The sequence below is a fragment of the Polaribacter sp. SA4-10 genome (assembly GCF_002163835.1).
In the GTDB taxonomy this organism is placed as follows: Bacteria; Bacteroidota; Bacteroidia; order Flavobacteriales; family Flavobacteriaceae; genus Polaribacter.
In genome coordinates this window covers 1043069-1063007 of sequence record NZ_CP019331.1, presented here as the reverse complement: position 1 = coordinate 1063007, position 19939 = coordinate 1043069, and the positions used below count along the sequence as shown (strand labels likewise).

Sequence of the window (19939 nt, the reverse complement as noted above, 5' to 3'; positions counted from 1 at the left end):
ATATTATAGGTTAATAATAAAGTAAAAAAAAGTAATTAAAAGGGTTGTTTGTAGATGAATACAAACTGAAACCTAAGCTAGGGTTAAATAATTAATGCTAATTAAAAGTAGGTTTTTTAATTTAAAAGGGGTAGTTTATTTTTAATTCTAAAACAATTTTCTATGCCAATAAATTTTGGATTTCCTTGTTCTTCAGACCAAAAACCTTCTAGAATATTTTTATTTAAACATTTGTAAACAACAACGCCGTTGTACGTTTTATCTTCAAAACCTTTGTAATTAAAGTTGATAACTAAAGTGTTATCTTTAAAAAAACCTGTTCCAAATTGTTCTTGAGAATTGTTAATCATCCATTTAGCAATAATTCTATCATTTTCATTTAAAGAGATATTGAGTTCTCCTTTATAAGAATTTTTATCAGCATCTTGATTGCTTCCAATAATAGCATACGTTCCAACTAAATCTTGTACAGTCATTTTACTTTCCAATACAAAAATTAGAAAAAATATGACCTAGAATGTCTTTATCAACATCATAATCTCCAGTAATTGCCCCTAAGTGACGCAAACATTCTCTAATATCAATAGAAAATAAATCGGTAGAAATTTCTAAATCAATTCCTTGTTGCACAGAAGTAATTGCTATTAAAGCGTTATTTAGCGCTTCAAAATGACGAGAATTAGTAACAATCGTTTCATTATTACTTAAAGCACCAATATTTACCAAAGAAGTTAATTGATTTTTAAGTTCGTCAATTCCGGTTTTATTTTTTGCAGAAAGTAAAATTAAATCTTCAATTTCTGACTGTAAAATAGAAGCGTCGTGACAAGATAATGTATCCACTTTATTAGCAATTACAAGTACTCTTTTGTTTGGAAAACGCTCTTTAATCGTTTTAATTTCCTGTAAAAAATCTTCGCTTGAATACGCAAATTTATTTGAATCTATTAAGAAAATAATCAACTGCGCATTTTCTGCTTTTTCGTAGGCTTTTTTAATTCCGATACTTTCTATAATATCTTTAGTTTCTCTAATTCCTGCAGTATCAATAAATCTAAAAGCAACGCCATCAATAATAATTTCATCTTCAATAGCATCTCTTGTTGTACCTGCAATTTCAGAAACGATGGCTTTTTCTTCATTTAAAAGTGTGTTTAAAAGTGTAGATTTTCCAACATTTGGCTCACCAATAATGGCAACAGGAATTCCGTTTTTCATGGCATTTCCAAAAGAAAAAGAATCTATTAAACGCTTTAAAACAAAGGTAATTTTTGCTACTAGTTCTTTAAATTTTGTTCTGTCTGCAAACTCAACATCTTCACCAGAAAAATCTAGTTCTAATTCTATTAAAGCAGCAAAATCTAATAATTGCGCACGTAATTCTTTTAACTCATTTGTAATACCACCGCGCATTTGCTGAATTGCCATTTGATGACTTGCAGCAGAATTAGAAGCAATAACATCAGCTACCGCTTCAGCCTGAGATAAATCCATTTTACCGTTCAAAAAAGCACGCATTGTAAACTCCCCATTATCTGCCATTCTGCACTCTTTTTGCAAGAATAACTGAATAATTTCTTGCTGAATAAAACTTGATCCATGACAAGAAATTTCAATAACATTTTCGCCAGTGTAGGAGCGAGGATTTTTAAAAATAGAGACCAAAACTTCATCTATAATTGTATCTTTATCAATAATATGACCTAAATGAATTGTATGCGATTTCTGATTTTTTAAAACCTTAGATTTCTTTATAGACTTAAAGTTAGCATCAACAATATCAATAGCTTTTTCACCAGAAAGTCTAATTACAGAAATTGCGCCAACACCAGAAGGCGTTGCTAAAGCGATAATTGTGTCTTGTTGCATCATTTTGCAAAGATACGCAGGTTAATCTAGTTATTAAAAGCAAAAACTGTAACAAAACAACAAATTAAGCGTCAAATTAATACAGAACTAAATTTATTAAAAATAACATGAAAGAAGATAAACAACTATTGGTATTAACACATTTAAGTCAATTATTAGATTTTGTAACAGGAATTGGTGGCTTTATTGTTCCATTAGTTTTATGGCTCACAAAAAAAGACGAAATAATAGGAATGGATTTACACGGAAAAGCAATTTTAAACTTTAGAATTTCTATGTTTATTTATATTTTAATCTGTATTCCGTTAATTATTTTCTTTGGATTAGGTATCATCGGATTAATTGTAATTGGATTCTTCTATTTAATATTTCCAATTATAAACGCAATAAAAGCGAGTAATGACGAGGCTCCTAGTTATCCATTTAGTATTACTTTTATAAAATAAAAAACTAAATAAGTTCAATTTTAAAATCGCTCTTTTTGGGCGATTTTTTACTTCGAATTTTTTTAAAAATTGTTTCGATAAGTTGGGCTTCCCCTTTCAGGTCAGGCTTTACGCACTCGCTTTTTTTTCGTTCCTCAAAAAAGAGCTCAAACAATTGCTTCAATCCTTAACGCAGGCATATTTTGCCAGAGCTTATCATTTATGCGAAGTCAGGAATTTTAAACTAGCTTAAATAGGGATTCCTATTTTCATAAGAACAGCAAAAAGCACTATTTATTAAGTAGCTTGTTTAATAAAATCTTCATATTCGTAGAAAAAGAGTTCAAATTTTGGCATTGTTTCTACAAAAAACTCATAACAATCTCGCCACGTATTTTTATTATGAATGCTAAACTGCCCTTCAAAAGGAACATAAATTCTATGAATCAATTTTCTGCTTTCTAGCTCATAGGAATCATTAAAAATAATTTCAGGAATTTCAGCTTCTAACAACGCTTTTAAAGAAACCATTTGATCAAACAAAAGCTCATTTGCAATATCTTCTGGATGTTCAATGTCTAAACAAACCATTGCTTTTTTTCTGTCTGCAGCAAACTTAAAAGAGAACCCTTTTATTTTGGTGTTATACAACAACCATTTCCTTGGAAAAGACTTCCCAAAACTAGTCCAGAACTCTTTACGTAATAATGCAGCTTCTTCTTTAGAGAACATATATTCAGTTATCGGTTATCATTGGGTTTATTGATACTTGTTTGTTGTTCACTGTTTTTAACCGTGAATTGTTGCCTTATTCCCACGCTCTTTCATCATTTCAGCTTCAAAAGCTAAAAGAGCATTCCATTTTTCATCAACAATAGTTCTGTCTTGGTATTGGCGTGCAAATTGTAAAAAAGTAGTATAATGTGCTGCTTCAGAAATCATTAAATTATTATAGAATTTAGACAATTCTTCATCTTCCATGTTTTCAGAAAACACTTTAAAACGCTCACAACTTCTTGCTTCAATTAGAGCAGCAATAAGTAAACGTTGCACTAAAGCGTTGGTTCTGTCTTTTGTTTTATTAAAGAATTTTTGCAATCTAATAGCGTAATCATTCTTTTGTTCTCTTCCTAAAACCATTCCACGTTTTACCATTAATAAATGCACCATTTTAAAATGTTGCATTTCTTCAATAGCAATATTGCTCATTTCTTTTACCAACTCAGTTTCTTCAGAATAATTAATAATTATAGAAACAGCATTAGAAGCTGCTTTTTGCTCTAAAAAAGCGTGATCTGTAAGTATTTGTTGTAAATTATCTTTGGCAATTTCTGCCCAAGAAGTTTCTGTATCAAATTGTAAACCTAACATTGTAATTATATTGTTTTTTGTAGTCCCATACCAAAATAAGCAAGTGCTTTAATTTCTTTAACACTAGACAAACGTTCATTACCAATTACTAAAATTCCGTTTTCTGTTGCTTCTATATGAAATTGCTTATTACTTTCAAAGAACAAAACTAATTCATCTGTAAAAAATGCTCTAATTTTTGCCTTATTTTTTCCAGCTAAATAAAAACGTTTGCTAAAATCTGGATGCTTCACTATATTTATATCTTTATAACCTGCAAAATCTAAAATATATTCAAAAATTCCTTCTTTATCCAACGTAAAATTAGGAACTGGTTTTAATGTATGAATATGTAACATTGTTGCTTTAATAACTTGTTTGGCAATCATTTCACCTTCAGAAAATTGAACATCAAAAATGGTGCAATCTTCATTAGAAAGTACATTAGAAACTTTGTCTATTTTACGTGTTTTAAAATAACCAAAAGTTGGTAACTCTTCCATTTCTTGTGCAGAAAACGCATCATATTTCCAATGCATTTTTTCACTAATATTCTGAATCGATTTTTGTCTTTTTGTTAAAACGCCTACTTTAGGAATTACTTGTTTTGGTAATGTTTTGCGCAAAGCAAAAGGATGTTCGCTTCCAGATTTAGAGTCATCTAAACCAATTACTTCAAAATGCCCCCCTTTTCTGGTAAAGGATGCTGTATAATTACTCATGTTTTCCATCACAGAATGATCTACAAAATCGCACAGAGAAAAATCAATAATTGCTTCTTCTGTTTCCGGAATTTGATCGAGCTTTGATTTTAGTTTGGTATAGTTTAAGAAACTTGCAAAATTCTTAACACTTACATAGTATTTATCATCTTCTTTAAACATTAAAACATTTGGTTTTAATACGTTTTTTATAAATAAAAGAATGTTTTTATTGATGATAACATGTATGAAAAAGGTGATTAAAATACCAACAATAATACCCGTTATTAAACTTGTTGCAATGGTTGTAAGTAGGGTAACTAAAAATATAATTAATTGCTCAGAACCAATATTAAATACCTTTTTTAGATTCTCTGGAGACGCTAATTTATAACCTGTAAATACTAAAATAGCAGCCAAAGCAGGCAATGGAATTTTACGTAATTCAGTAGCAAATAGTAAGATAAAGGCAACTAAAAAAGCGGCATGAAAAAAGTTTGCAGATCTGTTTGTTCCTTTATTATTAACGTTTACAGAACTTCTTGCAATTACTGTTACCACATTTAACCCTCCTAAGAAACCACTAATAACAGTAGCCAAACCTAAGGCACGAATATCTTTATTTACGTTAGACCTTCTTTTTAAAGGGTCTAACTTATCAACAGCTTTAATGCTTAGTAAACTTTCTATACTGGCAATTAACGTAATTGCAATTACTGCATTTATAAAGTTGCCATGATATATTTTACTAAAATCTGGAAATGCAAAATTAGATAAAATATCATCTGGCAAAGCAATTAGTAAACTTTTATCAATTGGATAAGGTGCTGCAGAAACCAACTCAAAATAATAATACATACCTACACTTATAACCACAATCCACATTGGAGCAGGAATTAATTGAAAATAGCGATTTCTTATTTTGCTGTAAAAAATCATAATCAATAAACTTATTATCCCCACTAATCCTGCATAAAACATACTTGAGTTGTCTGTTTTAATCAAGTTTATAATTCCTTCAGGAATCTGTATTAATAGTTCTATAATGCTTCCTTTGGCTTCTAAATTACCAAACATAACATGTATCTGTTTCGCGAAAATTCCAATTCCAATGGCAGCTAACATTCCTTGTATTGCAGAAGCAGGAAAGAAATCTCCTAAAGCACCCATTCTTAGAAAACCTAGAATAATCATGATAATTCCAGAGATTACAATTGCAGCCAGCGTGTATAAAAAACCTTGTTGCATGTCTCCTTCACCTAAAGTGGTGATTGCTCCTAAAATAACAACGACCAAACCATTTCCTGGTCCAGTAATAGTAACGTTAGAACCACCAATTATAGCCACTACAATACCACCAACAATGGCAGCAATAATTCCAGAAATAGGAGGTGCGCCAGATGCTAAAGCCAACCCTAAACCTAAAGGAAGTGCAATTAATGAAACAACAAAACCAGAAAATAGATTTTTTGGAATGTCACTGACAAACGTTTTAAAAGTATTTATTTTCGGCATCTATTTTACAATTAAAACATCAGTTGGTAATTCAGATAAAATATATTCTAAATCATGAGGAAAAATCCGATCGAAGAAACCGAGTTTGTTAGGCGCATTCATAATTAATAAATCGGCTCTTTTTACTTTTGCATAATGCCCAATAGAGTATCCTCTTTTTCCAAAAATACTTTGCATTTTTACGGTAATATCTTTATTATTAATAGTTTCTAAAATATGTTTTACACGTTGATCTTCTCTTGTACTTAATCTTTCTCGTGCAATATTTGCTTTACGTAAAGTCTTATCATCACTTACTTTAACATGTAATTCATTTTGACTAACTTCTTCTACAATTGTAATTTTATTACAATTTAAATGTTCAGAGAAAACAAAAGCTGTTTTTATAGTTTCTTCTGTTCTGTCGTCTTTTAAACCATTTACTACAATGTGCTTACAAGCAACTCTTTTTGTAGATGGTTTAATTAGTAATAACACAGAACAAGGTGCTTTTCTTGTAATTTTTCTGGCAATGGAACCTACGTAATATTTTAATAAATTTTCTTTCTGAATTGCTCCTAAAATAAGCAAGTTTATTTCTTCTTTAGAACAAGTTTCTAAAATAACAGCTACAGGTTTTCCTTCTTTCCAAATAGTTTTAAAAGGTTTATTTAGAGGATCTGCTTCCGATAAGAGTGCTTTTAAATCTGATTTCTTTTTGTCTGACTTAGGTCCAACATGGACTCCAACTAATTCAGCATCAAACATATTTGCAAGCCTAACGGCTTCAAATATATTTGCCTTTAAGTTTGGAGAAAAGGCAATTCCTATTAATATTTTATCAATTTTCTGCAATAAATGTCTTTTAAGGGTCTGATACTGGCACAATATAGGAAACTTTAGAAGAAAGAAAAAAACATTAAATTTATTTTTATGAAGCTCAAACATCCTTAAATTTACGTCCTTAATAAAAAAATATATGTTAGAGTTAGCAGGAATTGTTATTTTAGGAATTTTAGCCCAATGGGTTGCATGGAAATTTAAAATTCCAGCAATTTTACCATTAATTTTGATTGGCTTACTCGTAGGACCAATAGCTGCAGAGTTTTTAAGTGAGGATGGTACAAAATGGATAGAACCAATTTGGAATGGTGAAAAAGGACTTTTTCCTGGAGATGGATTGTATTACTTTGTTTCTCTTGCCATTAGTATTATTCTTTTTGAAGGTGGTTTAACTTTAAAACTCAATGAAATTAAAAATGTAGGTCCGGTGATTACTAAGATAATTACATTGGGTTCTGCAATTACTTTTTTTGGAGCTGGAGTTGTTGCTCACTTTCTTTTTAATTTAAATTGGGAACTTTCTTTTCTGTTTTCAGGATTAATCATTGTTACAGGACCCACAGTTATAACACCAATTTTAAGAAATATTCCACTTAAAAAAGATGTTTCTACCGTTTTAAAATGGGAAGGAATTTTAATAGATCCAATAGGTGCTTTGGTTGCCGTTTTAGTTTTTGAGTTTATAAGTGTTGGAGGAGGAAGTGGTTTTACAAAAACGGCATTAATAGAATTCGGAAAAATTGTGCTTTTTGGTACAACTTTTGGGTTCACTTTTGCACACGGTTTGGCTTTTGTGATCAATAAAAAAATGATTCCACATTATTTATTAAATGTAGCTTCATTATCTACAGTTTTATTGGTTTTTGTAGCTTCAGATGTTTTTGCACATGAATCTGGTTTATTGGCGGTTGTTGTAATGGGAATGGTACTTGGTAATGGTAAACTTAGCAACCTTAAAGAGTTGTTATATTTTAAAGAATCTTTAAGCGTTTTACTAATCTCTATTCTATTTATTTTATTGGCTGCAAATATTAATATTGAAGACCTACTATTATTATATACTTGGAAAACTGCAGTTCTTTTTGCAGTAGTTGTTTTTGTAATTAGACCAATAGCTGTTTTTTTAAGTACAAGAAAATCGAACTTAAAATTAAATGAAAAACTCTTTATAAGTTGGGTGGGGCCAAGAGGAATTGTAGCAGCAGGAATCGCTTCCTTATTTGGAAGTAAGCTATTAAGACAAGGAGTAGAAGGAGCAGAATATATAACACCTTTGGTGTTTATGATTGTTTTAGGAACCGTTTTATTAAACGCTACAACGGCTAGATTATTTGCAAAAATGGTAGGTGTTTTTCTAAAAAGTTCAGACGCTATTTTATTTGTTGGTGCTTCAAGCCCTGCAAGATTAATTGCGAATTATTTAAAAGAAAACGGTAAAAGAGTCATATTAATAGACTCTAATAAGGAGTATGTAGAAGATGCTAAAAAAGCAGATTTAGAAGCTTTTACAGTTGATGTTTATGGAAACGATTTATCTGATAATATTGAATTAAATGATGTTGGTTATTTAATAGCAATGACGGGTAGTGAAGCTGTAAATGAGTTTGCAGTAAAAAGTTTTTCTGAAGCTTTTGGAGAACAAGGTTCTTATAGATTGGCAACTTCTAAAGAGATTTTGAATCCAGCTTTAGAAGATCAAAACAAATTTTTTACACCTAAAGATGACTATATAAATTTAAGTGAAGCTTATAGAGATAATCCTAAAATCCATGAAGTAGCAATTACTTCAGAAGAAGAGTACAGCGCGATTTTATCTAAACTATTTAACGAGGTAAAGTCAATTCCTTTATTTGTTAAAAAAGAGGATAAATTATTCTTACTGCCAGAATTTGAAAAGTTGGAAGAAAATAAAGATAATTGTACGTTAATCTATTTAGGAAAAACATTGGTGTTTCAAGAAAAATAAGTGGATTCTATTTCTTTTGCATCTTTAATTATTTCAGATGGATAGTTATAGATTTCTAAAATTTTAATCGCATTTCTAGTTTTTAATTTTCCTTTTTTAATTTTATGATCAAAGAGCAATTTGTTGTTTTCAATTTGTTCACTAAAGTGGAATAAAATATAATTATCTTTTTCTAATAAATCAGTCAATTCTATATCGTGAGTAGATACTAAAACAGTGTGATTTCTTTTATTTAAATAAGATAATATTGCCTTTCCTCCAGAAATTCTCTCGATAGTATTTGTGCCTTTAAAAATTTCATCTAAAACAAATAAACACGGGTTATTATCATAAGAAACTTTAATTAATTCCTTAACGGTCAGTACTTCTTGTAAATAATAGCTTGTGTTATCAAGTAAATCATCCGTAATTCTAATAGATGAATATACCTTATAAAAAGGCGCAGAATAGGATGCTGCAAAGCATAAATTTAATGTTTGAGCCAGCATACTATTTATAGCAACTGTTCTAATAAAAGTAGTTTTACCAGACATGTTAGAGCCTGTTAAGAGCATACTTTTTTCATCTAGGTCAAAACTATTGGCAATACATTTTTCTATTAAAGGGTGATAAATTTCTTTAGCTGTTAACTTGTTTTTATTATTAAAAGTAGGGGTACAGATCTTGAGATTTCCAGACTTTAAGGATGCTGTAGAAATAGCAGCATCAATTTCACCAATAAATAGAAACAAGTCTTCTATACTTTTTTTCTCTTTATTAATGGAGTCTAAAAAACTATAAAAAACAAGATATTCCACATTATATAGAATTTTTATTATTTCAGCAATAAACCAAAAAATAAATAAAAATTCATCATTAATATTTTTCTCAAAAGCAATAAACTCTGTTTTAAATTTTATGGATTGTATCTTTTTAATGAATGAAACATCTTTAAAATAAGATGAAATTTCTTTATTGGCACTTAATTTTTTACTTACTCTTAAAGCTTTAGATAATTGAGCTACACCATTTAAATAATAGGTTACGCTATGTTTGTTTTTGTAGTGAAAAAACATATTTATAGCTAAAACAGGAACTAAAACAAAACCAAATATAGGATTAAAAAAAGCGAATATAGTTGCTAAAACAGCAATTATAGTCAGTGTAATTATTAACCATAAGTGTTTTGGTTTTTCTAGCTGTTTGTCATTAATTAGCTCTTCTAAATAATAAGAATTGTTGGTATTTAATTTAGATAATTCTACTTGACAAGAAATGCTTAACGCTTTATTTTTCTCAAATATTTTTGTTAAAGAGTCAAATTTGAATAAATTGTCAACGTTGCTAATCGTTCGTAACTTAAAGTATAAATATTGTTGCCCAATTTTAGAAGAAGTCCTGTCAATAAATTTAAAAATATCATCAACATCTAAATCAATACTACTTTTTTCTGAAATTAAATGATACGCTTTTTCTCTATGAGAATTGTTATGAAAGTATTTACCAATTACAAAGAAATTATAATATTCTTTCTTTTTTTCTTTTCCCCAATTGGTATTTAATTTTTCTTTAAATTTTCTTATTTTTTTTTTATGAAGAAACCTTTTTCCTAACAAAAAAAGTATAAGAATGAATAGTAATCCTAAAATATAATTCATAATTTAGTTAAAAAGAGCGTTTTATTCAACTTAATTTAAAGCGTACTTATAAGTAGAATAAAATAGTAGAATGTTACAAATCCAAATCAAAAATTCTATGCAATTTTTCTAATAACGGATTTAGTTCTTTCATTTTATTAAATTTTTCTTGAGGGGTATAAGCAAACTTTTTTTCTATGGTTTCATTTACTTTTGTTTCAATAGAAAGGCCGTAATTATTTAATTTCTCTCTTAAAAATTTAGTTATTGGTGTTCTTCCTTTTAGAAACTGATCTTGCATCAATTTATTAGGAAGTGTAAAAGAAACTAAGAACTTTTCTAACAACTTTGGTGCATCTGTACCTACAATAGAAGCCATACTTCTTTCTCCTTTTGCCTGAAGAATTGCCACATATTCTTTCCACAAATCTTGCAATTGTTTTTCAGTAAAAATATCTTTAGGATGATGGTCGAAATTTTCTTCTACAACTGCCTTTTTTAATTCTTTTTTCTGATGAATGCTTTTTAAAGAAAGTGAAGAAGTACGTTTTTCTGCAGATTTTAAAACAGGAGTTTTAAACTTTGGCTTTGGTTCTTCTACTTTTTGAGGTTGCGCAACAATAGCCTTTTTTTGAATCGGTTTTGCAATCTCTTTTACAGCAGGAGAAAGTGCTTGAAAAAATGTAGCAGGAATTATGTAGTTAGCTGGCTTTTTTTTTTCTCCATCAAAAGTGATAGAGGCAATTTGCATAATAGTTAATTCCACCAGCAATCGTTGATTTTTACTAGCTCTGTAGTTTAAATCGCAATCATTTGCTTTGTTAATTGCTTGCATTAAAAACGGAATACTCGCTTTTGTTGCTTGGGTTAAATATTTCTTTTTTGCATTGTCACCAACTTCTAATAACTCTAAAGTGGCTTTGTCTTTTGCAACTAATAAATCTCTAAAATGACTTGCTAATCCGTTTATAAAATGATGTCCTTCAAAACCTTTTGCTAAAACAGTATTAAATGCTAATAAAACATCAGGAATTTTGTTTTCTAATAACAAATCTGTCATAGAAAAATACGTTTCATAATCTAAAACGTTTAAATTTTCTGTTACAGCTTCACGCGTTAAATTACTTCCAGAGAAACTTACAACTCTATCAAAAATGGACAAAGCATCACGCATTGCGCCATCTGCTTTTTGAGCAATAATATGCAATGCATCATCTTCTGCTGTAATATTTTCTTTTTCACAGATCGTTTTTAGATAATTTTTAGCATCTAAAACACCAATTCTCTTAAAATCGAAAATTTGACAACGAGATAAAATAGTAGGAATAATTTTATGCTTTTCCGTAGTTGCTAAAATAAAAATAGCATGTGCAGGAGGTTCTTCTAACGTCTTTAAGAAGGCATTAAATGCAGCTTGAGACAACATGTGTACCTCATCTATAATATAAACCTTATATTTTCCTGTTTGTGGCGGAATTCTAACTTGATCTGTTAAACTTCTAATATCATCTACAGAGTTATTAGAAGCAGCATCTAACTCGAAAATATTAAATGCAAAATCCTCATCTCCAGCTAATTCTACGTCTTGCTGATTTATCTTTTTAGCCAAAATTCTAGCACAAGATGTTTTACCAACTCCTCTAGGTCCTGTAAATAATAAAGCTTGTGCTAAATGGTTATTTTTAATAGCGTTCTCTAACGTATTTGTAATTGATTTTTGCCCAATTACATCCTCAAAATTTTGAGGACGATATTTACGTGCAGAAACTACAAAATGCTCCATTTATCTTATAATTTAGAAGAACAAAAATAGGTATCTACTTCATTTTTTACAAGAATGATTCTTAAAAAAATGCTAAAGTTGTAAACAATTGTATATTGTAGCCCTTTTTAACGACCAATAAATTATAGTTCGAATTTTCGAATTTAACGTTCAAAAGAAATGTACCAATCAAGAATTAATTTTGTTCTTGTTACATTTCAAAAATCAATAATTAATTAACAGCCTATAGTATTAGACAATGAAGTATTTAAAACCTTTTTTAATTTTAAGTTTTGCTTTTTTATTAATTTCTTGTTTTGGTTTTACTGATAAAAAGGAAACCCTAAAAAGTCAGCAGTATATTCCACAAGAAAACACCAAAGTTGCCTATTTTGCAAGCGGCTGTTTTTGGTGTGTAGAAGCTATTTTCGAAAGTGTAATTGGAGTAGAAGAAGCGGTTTCTGGTTATGCTGGTGGTACTACTTTAAACCCAACGTATAAGAAAATAGGAACGGGTACAACAGGGCATTCAGAAACTGTTGCAGTGTATTACAATCCTGATAAAGTGAGTTTTGAAACCTTGGTTACTGTCTTTTTTGGTTCTCATGATCCAACCACTTTAAATGAACAACATCCAGATTATGGATCGCAATATAGATCTATTGCATTTTATACTTCTAATGAAGAAAAAACGATTATAGAAAAAGCAGTTAAAAGTTTGAATGAAACAGTCTATAATAATAAAGTTGTAACTGAAGTAACCAAATTAAAGAAGTTTTATAAAGCCGAAGAGTACCACCAAGATTTTGAAAGAAGAAATCCAAACCAAGGCTATGTAAAAGCAGTTTCTGTGCCTAGATTAAATAAGTTTAAAAAGAAGTTTCCTGGTTTATTGAAAAAAGGAAAGCACTAATATTAAATGAGGATTCGCTAACTGTTTGTATAAGAATAGTAGCCGATCTCAGGCTTAATTCCAATCAAGTTACACAAAAGTTAGATTTGGGTTACAACCTTTGAACTTACGAATAAACTGGCTATTGTTTTTATACATCTTAAGTTTGGCTGTCATTATATACTTCAAATCAATAGAAGGATAAAAAAAGATTCATAACAAGTTTGATAAATTATGACTTTTATTTAAATGGTTTTAAACGAAATTGATTAGTCAACTGATTCCTTAGGCTATTTAAATATTTTATCTTCATTGAGTCAATTATATTATTTGTTTCATATAAATCGGTCTTTAACTCAAAAAGCTCTTCTTCTTGTGTTTTGTTATTATATACATATTTAAATCGAAAATTATCTTTTGTATGTATAATAGCATAATTCTCACTCATTTGATGAAATGTGAATTCTCTGTTTTCTTTACTAAATAATGAATTACCTTCCCAAGACTCAGGGATTGGTAAGCCCAATCGATCAACAATCGTTGGAGCAATATCCACAGAGGTTGCATAGTCAGTGTTCTTGTATTGAACGGTATCTGTATCATAAATAAGTGTTGGGATTAGAATCTTGTCAGTATACACGTTTCTACCATGACCAAACTCACCTCTTTCACCCAACGCTTCTCCATGATCTGCCGTTATGACAACAATACTGTTTTCAAGATAACCTTTTGAAGATAACCTTTTAAAAACCTCCTTTATATAATTATCAGCTTGGGATATGCCATTATCATACCTATTAGTATAGTTTTCAATATTTAATCGGTTTGCGTTAGCTGGTAGGTGTTTTTTATATTTGTCAAGTTTTAAACCTATAGAATGTGCCGACATAAGGTGAAAATAGAAAAATGAAGGATTGTTATTGTATTCATATATTTTATTTAGTCCTTCGAATATAATCCTGTCATCATTAGGGTCTGAATATTTATTAGTAGTTGTGCCATCTAAAAAATAATTAAAATCTGAATTATTTCCATAAAATGATTTAAGGCCATAAAAATTAGTATGGTCTCCTGAAAGAATAAAATTAATATCGTATCCTTGGTCTTTTAGAAGTTGTTGCAAAGAAAAGTTATTATAGCCCATATTTGACCATATCTTAGATCTTAAAATGCCATTGATACCAGCAAAAGAAGCTCCAGCAACGGAAAAAGATAATTCTATTTTTTTTAGATTACCTGAAGAATAAATGCTGTCTAAAAATGGAGATGTCTTTCTCTTATATCCATAAAGCCCCAAATGATCCGAACGTAATGCATCAACTACAATTACAATTATGTTTTTTTTCTGGAAATCTATGTTTTTTGGATAATCATATCTTATTGTAATGTCTTCGTTATTATTAGATATGGTTTGACCATTAAAAGGATTGTTATTTTTAAAAAAAAAAGAGACAAGTGGTTCTTCCATCGCAAAAAGTCGATTTGAGATTGATTGGTGCTTTAATAAAACCGTTGCCGAAGCAAATCCAAATAGAAATAAAAAGATAATTATATTAAATATGATGTATTTAGGTGGGTTATTAAAATTATGTCTAAGAATGAATTTATTAAAATGAAATATTCTTTGATATATGAATTTAGTCATCGATAAAATTGCAATAAAAATAAAAAATGGAATGATAAACAATCCGCTATAAACTAATATGGGACTTAAAGAAAGGTTGTTTACCAATACATTAAGGTGCCTCAGATACCCTAGAACGATCTGTGAAGTAAATATTTGTCCATTAAAACTTTTTCCTAAAAACGAAAAAAGGTATGTATAATAGAGTAAAACAATAAAAACACCATATAAACTTGAAACAATATATTTTGTAATTTTCTCGTAATTAATGAACCGCCTTGAAAACAATAAGAGCCCCAATACAATTATCAATAAGTTAATACAACAGATTACGAATAAATGTGCAATGATAATTATTGGTTTTAAAAGAAAAATTTGTTGGAATAAAACAATTACTATTGTAGATATAATTATTTGAAAGAAAATGAGTAGAGAAAAGTAGGTCGGTTTATTGTTGCTCATATATAAAGTTGATGTTGTATTTCATGTTTTTATATTTGCTCTTTACGATCTATTTAAAAGCGGTATAATTTATGAAAGGTTAGCCAAGTTTGATAATTTGATTTTGTCGCTTTGCTTTTGACAATGATAAATATATTCAGTTGGAAAATTAGGAAACTTTATTATTTCAGAATTATCAAAAATTGCTTGAAATTTCTTAAAGTTAAATTTTGTTAACAAAACTTGACTGTAATAAGTTTCATTTGACAAATAATCATAGGCATCTTGTAAAATACCCAATCCTTTTTCTTTAGAAAAAAATGAAAATGGGATTGAAGAAATTACACAATCAACTTTTTGATTGATACGCCTTTTCATATTTTCGGCTCCATCATTTATTATAATTAATCTATCATCTTTAATTAATGTTTTAACATGGTCACAAAATTCTTCATTAACTTCAAAAGTATACAATTTAGAATTTGGTGAAATATTATTAAGTATCTCTTTTGTGATATTTCCATGCCCCATACCAAATTCTACAACTACAACATCTTTGTTTTTTGGAATATATCTACAAATCTCTATTTCAACTTTTCGACTTGTTTCAGTAATTGCTCCTGTCACAAATAGGTTTTTTGTAAACTCTATCTTGGTTTTTAATTTTTGATTCAATTTTTTTTTGTACAATGGTAGAAAATAATTATGACAAAACAAAATATAATAAATATCAGGATTGAACCCTGAATGAGATAAAGTTTTTTTAGGCTACCAACTACTCCAACTACTCCAGCTCTTTATAGAATCATCAAAAAAATTTAAACCGATTATTTAGTTGAAAGGGCAATTATAAAACCAAAATATGGCCATACGAACAAAAATTAAGTAGAAGATTCGTTATAAATCCTTGCGAGAAATCGAAGAACATTTTTTTTCAGTATGCTATTTTAAGTATGATAGATAGAACTTAAAATAGAATCATTATAGAATTACCCTTGTCTTCAATGGTAATATATATATATATGGCACTGTTAAAAAAGTATCAAACAGATGTCTGCAAGTCTGTAATTAACTTACCCACAACTTAAAACGATTACATATCATTTTAATCATTTATTATCGGTGTTAGCAAATTTTTCTTTTTTAAATAAGAAAATAAAGAGTATAAACATCTGTTTATTAACGATAAAAAGCTCTCGAATTTCGAGAGCTTTTTTTTTAATTTAAATAAAGTTAATTTCTATAAATTTTTTCAAATAAATCTTTATATTTTTCTAAAATAATATTTCGTTTCATTTTCATTGTAGGTGTTAAATGACCAGAATCGATACCCCAAACTTCAGGAGTAAGTTCAAAACGTTTTATTTGCTCCCATTTACCAAACTGCTCATTACATTTATCTACTTCTTCTTGTATGCGATCAGTAACAATTTTAGAACTTGCAATGTCTTGATTTGTGCTTCCTATTTCTAAATTTTTATGCTTAATCCATTCTCTAATAAACTCAAAATTAGGTTGTATAAAAGCAGCAGGCATTTTTTCACCTTCTCCAATTACCATTACTTGTTCTATAAAAAGAGATTGTTTTAACTCGCCTTCTAATAATGGTGGAACAACATATTTACCACCAGAAGTTTTAAACATTTCTTTTGTTCTACCTGTGATTTTTAAGAATCCATTTATATCAACTTCCCCTTTATCACCAGAATAAAAATAGCCATCTTTTATAACGGCAGCCGTTTTTTCTGGATCTTTATAATAGCCCAGCATTACGTTTGGTCCTTTTATTAAAATTTCTCCGGTTTCTGCAATTTTTATTTCTACACCCTCAATTACTTTACCAACAGTACCTACTTTAAAACCGCCATTTCTTTCATCGTTAACAGAAGTTACAGGAGAGGTTTCTGTTAAACCATAACCTTCCATAATTGGCATATCTGCAGCAGCAAAAATTCTTGTTAGCCTTGGTTGTAAAGCTGCACTGCCAGAAACCATTAATTTTAATTCGCCTCCTAAAGCAGCTTGCCATTTAGAAAAAATTAATTTACGCGCTAAACCTAATTGTTTTTCATACCACCAACCATTTGCTCCATAAGGTTCATATCTTAAACCAAGTCTTACTGCCCAAAAGAAGATTCCTTTTTTTATTCCTTTTAATTCTTCTCCTTTTAAAATAATTTTATCATAAATTTTTTCATACAACCTAGGAACAGCTGTCATTACTTGCGGTTTTATTTCTTGTGCATTTTCAGTAAGTTTTTCTAATGATTCTGCAAAATAGATAGAAACGCCACAATATTGATAGAGATATAAAATCATTCTTTCAAAAATATGACAAACAGGTAAAAAACTTAACCCTTTTGAGTTCCCATAATCTAAAGGAACCCTTTTAAATGAGCTTAAAACATTGCTAACAATATTTTTATGAGACAACATTACGCCTTTTGGTCTACCTGTTGTACCAGAAGTATATATTAAAGTAGCTAAATCATCTGGTTGTACAGCCTCTTTTCTAGCTTCAACTTCTTCTTGATTACTTTTGTCTTTTCCTAATTCTAAAATTTCATTCCAACTTTTTTCATTGGCAATATCATCAAAAGTAAAAACACCTTTAAGGCTTGTGTTTTCTTTAATTTGATTTACCTTTTCTAAAACGTCAACATCAGAAACAAAACAATAAATTGATTCAGAGTGGTTTAAAACATACTCATAATCTTCTTTAGAAATTGTTGGGTAAATAGGTACATTCTGAGCACCTGTTTGCAAAACACCGATATCACAAATATTCCATTCTGTTCTATTTGTTGTAGAAATAACAGCAATTTTATCATTAGGTTTTATACCTAAACGCAGTAAACCTCTACTAATTTGGTTTGCTTTATCTATATATTCTTTCGTTGTTATAGAAGACCATTCACCGTTGTATTTTGTAGTAAAAGCTTTTTCTAAGTTATAGGTTTCTAATTGATAATAGGGAAAATCAAATAAGCGTGTAATTTCTATAGACATAAGTTATAATTTCAATATTGCAAAGTATGAATTTTACATTGATTTCACAAATACTTATTATTTGACTTTTTTATTAAGAATTATATATTTTTTGATAGAGATTTTTGTATTTTTCTTTAATTATCTTTCTTCTCATTTTCATGGTAGGTGTTAAGTGTCCAGATGCTACAGACCATTCATCCTTAGTGATTTCGAACTTTTTAATTTGCTCCCATTTACCAAATTTCTTATTATAAAAATCAACCTCTCTTTGAATTCTAGCAATCAATTTTTCATCAGTAGAAACATCTTCTATAACATGATTGTGTCTTTTTGCCCATTCATAAACGAAATCAAAATGAAGTTGAATGAACGCAGCAGGCATTTTTTCTCCTTCGCCAATAACTAAAATTTGTTCTATAAAACGAGATTGTTTAAACTCGCTTTCTAAAGCAGCAGGAGCAATGTATTTACCGCCAGATGTTTTAAAAATTTCTTTTTTTCTATCAGTAATCTTTAAAAAACCATCAGTATCAATTTCTCCAATATCTCCAGTATGCAAATACCCATCAATAATAGTTTTATTTGTTAGTGCTTCATTTTTGTAATAACCTAACATTACGTTTTCTCCTTTTATTAAGATTTCTCCGTCTTCAGCAATTTTAATTTCTATGCCTTCTAAAGGTTTTCCTACAGTTCCAATTTTTAAACCATTATTTCTAACGTCGTTTATGGTTCCTGCAGGAGAAGATTCTGTCATTCCATAACCTTCAAAAACAGGAATTTCTGCTGCAGTAAAAATTCTTACTAATCTATCTTGTAAAGGAGCGCTACCAGAAACCATAAATTTTAAGTTACCACCTAAAGCTTCTCTCCATTTAGAGAAAATTAATTTATTAGCTATTTTTAGTTTAAAATGATACCAAGACCCATTTTTATGATAAGGTTCATATTTTTCTGCTAATGCTAATGCCCAAAAAAAGAGTTGTCTTTTTATACCTATCAGCATACTTCCTTTGTCAATAATTTTATCGAAAATTTTTTCTAATAATCTTGGGACAACTGCTAAATAGTGAGGTTTAACTTCTCTAATATTGTCACCAATTTTTTCAATACTTTCTGCAAAATAGATTTCAATACCTAAATATTGATTTAAGTAAGTTGCTGTTCTTTCAAAAATATGACTGATGGGTAAATAACTTAAAACGCGTTTGTCATTTTTGTTTAAGTTAAGAGATTTTGTTGTTGTAAATACTGTGAATACGATGTTTTTATGACTTAGCATAACGCCTTTTGGAGTACCAGTTGTGCCAGAAGTATAAATTATAGTAGCTAGATCTTCTGGTGTAACCGCTTTTTTAAGTTTAGCTATTTCAGCTTCATAATCATCATTTTCGCCTAAGCTTAAAAAAGAATTCCAATCATATGTTGTGTTTAATTCCTCAAGAGAAAAAACTCCTTTTAGTTGTGTTTTAACTTTTATAGCATCTATTTTTTGATATAAATCACCATTTGACACAAAACAATACTTTGCATCAGAATGATTTAAAATATATTCGTAATCTTTTTCTGCAAGTGTTGCATATAAAGGTACATTTTGAGCGCCAATTTGTAAAATTCCTATATCTAAAATATTCCAATTAGGGTTATTGTTTACAGTTATTACTGCTATTTTATCACCCGGTCTTACACCTAATTTTAGAAGAGAACTACTTACTTTATTTGCTAAATTAATATATTCTTGCGTAGAAATACTTTTCCAAATACTCTCTTCTTTGTAGTTGAAACATTTTTTTTGAGGTTGATTTTCTAATTGATAGTAAGGAAAATCAAAAATGCGAGAAATATTTGTTGACATGAACGTATATTTCTTGACAAGATAGTAAAAGATTTTTTTAACTAAAAAAAGGCTAGTATTTAAACTAACCTTTTTTTGATATCAATTATTCATAAAAACAATTGGGGGAA

At 29.1% G+C, this 19939-nt stretch carries 15 protein-coding genes; 3 read left to right on the top strand and 12 right to left on the bottom strand.

What is annotated here, in order from left to right; translation table 11 throughout:
• Nucleotides 1–116: 116 nt before the first annotated feature.
• Nucleotides 117–476, bottom strand: a complete 360-nt coding sequence (locus tag BTO04_RS04805; protein ID WP_087563417.1) for a hypothetical protein — start codon at nucleotides 474–476, stop codon at nucleotides 117–119.
• A gap of 1 nt (nucleotide 477) precedes the next feature.
• Nucleotides 478–1872, bottom strand: a complete 1395-nt coding sequence (gene mnmE, locus BTO04_RS04800; protein ID WP_087563416.1) for a tRNA uridine-5-carboxymethylaminomethyl(34) synthesis GTPase MnmE — start codon at nucleotides 1870–1872, stop codon at nucleotides 478–480.
• A gap of 104 nt (nucleotides 1873–1976) precedes the next feature.
• On the opposite strand from mnmE, the gene BTO04_RS04795 reads away from it, so the two are divergent.
• Entirely contained in the window at nucleotides 1977–2315 is a 339-nt protein-coding gene (locus BTO04_RS04795) for a DUF4870 domain-containing protein (protein WP_087563415.1), read from the top strand.
• Nucleotides 2316–2591: 276 nt separating this feature from the next.
• Here BTO04_RS04795 and BTO04_RS04790 read toward each other — a convergent pair whose 3' ends face one another.
• The 4 genes from BTO04_RS04790 to BTO04_RS04775 are packed head-to-tail and all read right to left on the bottom strand — an operon-like array spanning nucleotide 2592 to nucleotide 6694.
• Complete coding sequence (locus BTO04_RS04790; protein ID WP_087563414.1) at nucleotides 2592–3026, bottom strand: DUF4268 domain-containing protein; 435 nt, start codon at nucleotides 3024–3026, stop codon at nucleotides 2592–2594.
• A gap of 57 nt (nucleotides 3027–3083) precedes the next feature.
• Nucleotides 3084–3665 carry a tRNA-(ms[2]io[6]A)-hydroxylase gene (locus tag BTO04_RS04785; RefSeq protein WP_087563413.1) on the bottom strand — a complete coding sequence of 194 codons (582 nt, stop codon included), beginning with the start codon at nucleotides 3663–3665 and terminating at the stop codon, nucleotides 3084–3086.
• A 5-nt stretch (nucleotides 3666–3670) separates the two neighbouring features.
• Entirely contained in the window at nucleotides 3671–5860 is a 2190-nt protein-coding gene (locus BTO04_RS04780; protein ID WP_087563412.1) for a SulP family inorganic anion transporter, read from the bottom strand.
• Nucleotides 5861–6694 (bottom strand): universal stress protein, encoded by an 834-nt coding sequence (locus BTO04_RS04775; protein ID WP_232455953.1) that lies wholly within the window; start codon nucleotides 6692–6694, stop codon nucleotides 5861–5863.
• Nucleotides 6695–6818: 124 nt separating this feature from the next.
• Here BTO04_RS04775 and BTO04_RS04770 point away from each other — a divergent pair, with 124 nt between their 5' ends.
• Nucleotides 6819–8648: a sodium:proton antiporter gene (locus BTO04_RS04770; protein WP_087563410.1), complete on the top strand. Its 1830-nt coding sequence runs from the start codon at nucleotides 6819–6821 to the stop codon at nucleotides 8646–8648.
• On the opposite strand, the gene BTO04_RS04765 is transcribed toward BTO04_RS04770, so the two are convergent.
• Together BTO04_RS04765 and dnaX are read right to left on the bottom strand one after the other, a co-directional pair.
• Nucleotides 8636–10285 carry a DNA mismatch repair protein MutS gene (locus tag BTO04_RS04765; RefSeq protein WP_087563409.1) on the bottom strand — a complete coding sequence of 550 codons (1650 nt, stop codon included), beginning with the start codon at nucleotides 10283–10285 and terminating at the stop codon, nucleotides 8636–8638. The genes BTO04_RS04770 and BTO04_RS04765 overlap by 13 nt on opposite strands.
• A 73-nt stretch (nucleotides 10286–10358) precedes the next feature.
• Nucleotides 10359–12047, bottom strand: coding sequence for a DNA polymerase III subunit gamma/tau (gene dnaX, locus BTO04_RS04760; protein ID WP_087563408.1), 1689 nt, complete (start codon nucleotides 12045–12047; stop codon nucleotides 10359–10361).
• Nucleotides 12048–12285: 238 nt separating this feature from the next.
• On the opposite strand from dnaX, the gene msrA reads away from it, so the two are divergent.
• Nucleotides 12286–12939 (top strand): peptide-methionine (S)-S-oxide reductase MsrA, encoded by a 654-nt coding sequence (gene msrA / locus BTO04_RS04755; protein WP_087563407.1) that lies wholly within the window; start codon nucleotides 12286–12288, stop codon nucleotides 12937–12939.
• Nucleotides 12940–13159: 220 nt separating this feature from the next.
• On the opposite strand, the gene BTO04_RS04750 is transcribed toward msrA, so the two are convergent.
• The 4 genes from BTO04_RS04750 to BTO04_RS04735 form a co-directional block, all read right to left on the bottom strand.
• The gene (locus BTO04_RS04750; RefSeq protein WP_198342113.1) at nucleotides 13160–14563 is read right to left on the bottom strand and encodes a sulfatase-like hydrolase/transferase; all 1404 of its coding nucleotides are present in this window, start codon (nucleotides 14561–14563) and stop codon (nucleotides 13160–13162) included.
• Between the two features lie 510 nt (nucleotides 14564–15073).
• Entirely contained in the window at nucleotides 15074–15658 is a 585-nt protein-coding gene (locus BTO04_RS04745; protein WP_087563405.1) for a class I SAM-dependent methyltransferase, read from the bottom strand.
• Nucleotides 15659–16216: 558 nt separating this feature from the next.
• Nucleotides 16217–17992 (bottom strand): long-chain fatty acid--CoA ligase, encoded by a 1776-nt coding sequence (locus BTO04_RS04740; RefSeq protein WP_087563404.1) that lies wholly within the window; start codon nucleotides 17990–17992, stop codon nucleotides 16217–16219.
• A gap of 73 nt (nucleotides 17993–18065) precedes the next feature.
• Nucleotides 18066–19829: a long-chain fatty acid--CoA ligase gene (locus tag BTO04_RS04735; RefSeq protein WP_087563403.1), complete on the bottom strand. Its 1764-nt coding sequence runs from the start codon at nucleotides 19827–19829 to the stop codon at nucleotides 18066–18068.
• Nucleotides 19830–19939 lie beyond the last annotated feature (110 nt).

Bases quoted from the DNA above. Each gene is read 5' to 3' on its own strand.
- BTO04_RS04740 (WP_087563404.1), bottom strand. From the start codon at position 17,992: ATGTCTATAGAAATTACACGCTTATTTGATTTTCCCTATTATCAATTA.
- BTO04_RS04735 (WP_087563403.1), bottom strand. From the start codon at position 19,829: ATGTCAACAAATATTTCTCGCATTTTTGATTTTCCTTACTATCAATTA.
- BTO04_RS04750 (WP_198342113.1), bottom strand. From the start codon at position 14,563: ATGACTAAATTCATATATCAAAGAATATTTCATTTTAATAAATTCATT.
- BTO04_RS04765 (WP_087563409.1), bottom strand. From the start codon at position 10,285: ATGAATTATATTTTAGGATTACTATTCATTCTTATACTTTTTTTGTTA.
- BTO04_RS04805 (WP_087563417.1), bottom strand. From the start codon at position 476: ATGACTGTACAAGATTTAGTTGGAACGTATGCTATTATTGGAAGCAAT.
- BTO04_RS04790 (WP_087563414.1), bottom strand. From the start codon at position 3,026: ATGTTCTCTAAAGAAGAAGCTGCATTATTACGTAAAGAGTTCTGGACT.
- BTO04_RS04780 (WP_087563412.1), bottom strand. From the start codon at position 5,860: ATGCCGAAAATAAATACTTTTAAAACGTTTGTCAGTGACATTCCAAAA.
- BTO04_RS04795 (WP_087563415.1), top strand. From the start codon at position 1,977: ATGAAAGAAGATAAACAACTATTGGTATTAACACATTTAAGTCAATTA.
- BTO04_RS04785 (WP_087563413.1), bottom strand. From the start codon at position 3,665: ATGTTAGGTTTACAATTTGATACAGAAACTTCTTGGGCAGAAATTGCC.
- BTO04_RS04770 (WP_087563410.1), top strand. From the start codon at position 6,819: ATGTTAGAGTTAGCAGGAATTGTTATTTTAGGAATTTTAGCCCAATGG.
- dnaX (WP_087563408.1), bottom strand. From the start codon at position 12,047: ATGGAGCATTTTGTAGTTTCTGCACGTAAATATCGTCCTCAAAATTTT.
- msrA (WP_087563407.1), top strand. From the start codon at position 12,286: ATGAAGTATTTAAAACCTTTTTTAATTTTAAGTTTTGCTTTTTTATTA.
- mnmE (WP_087563416.1), bottom strand. From the start codon at position 1,872: ATGATGCAACAAGACACAATTATCGCTTTAGCAACGCCTTCTGGTGTT.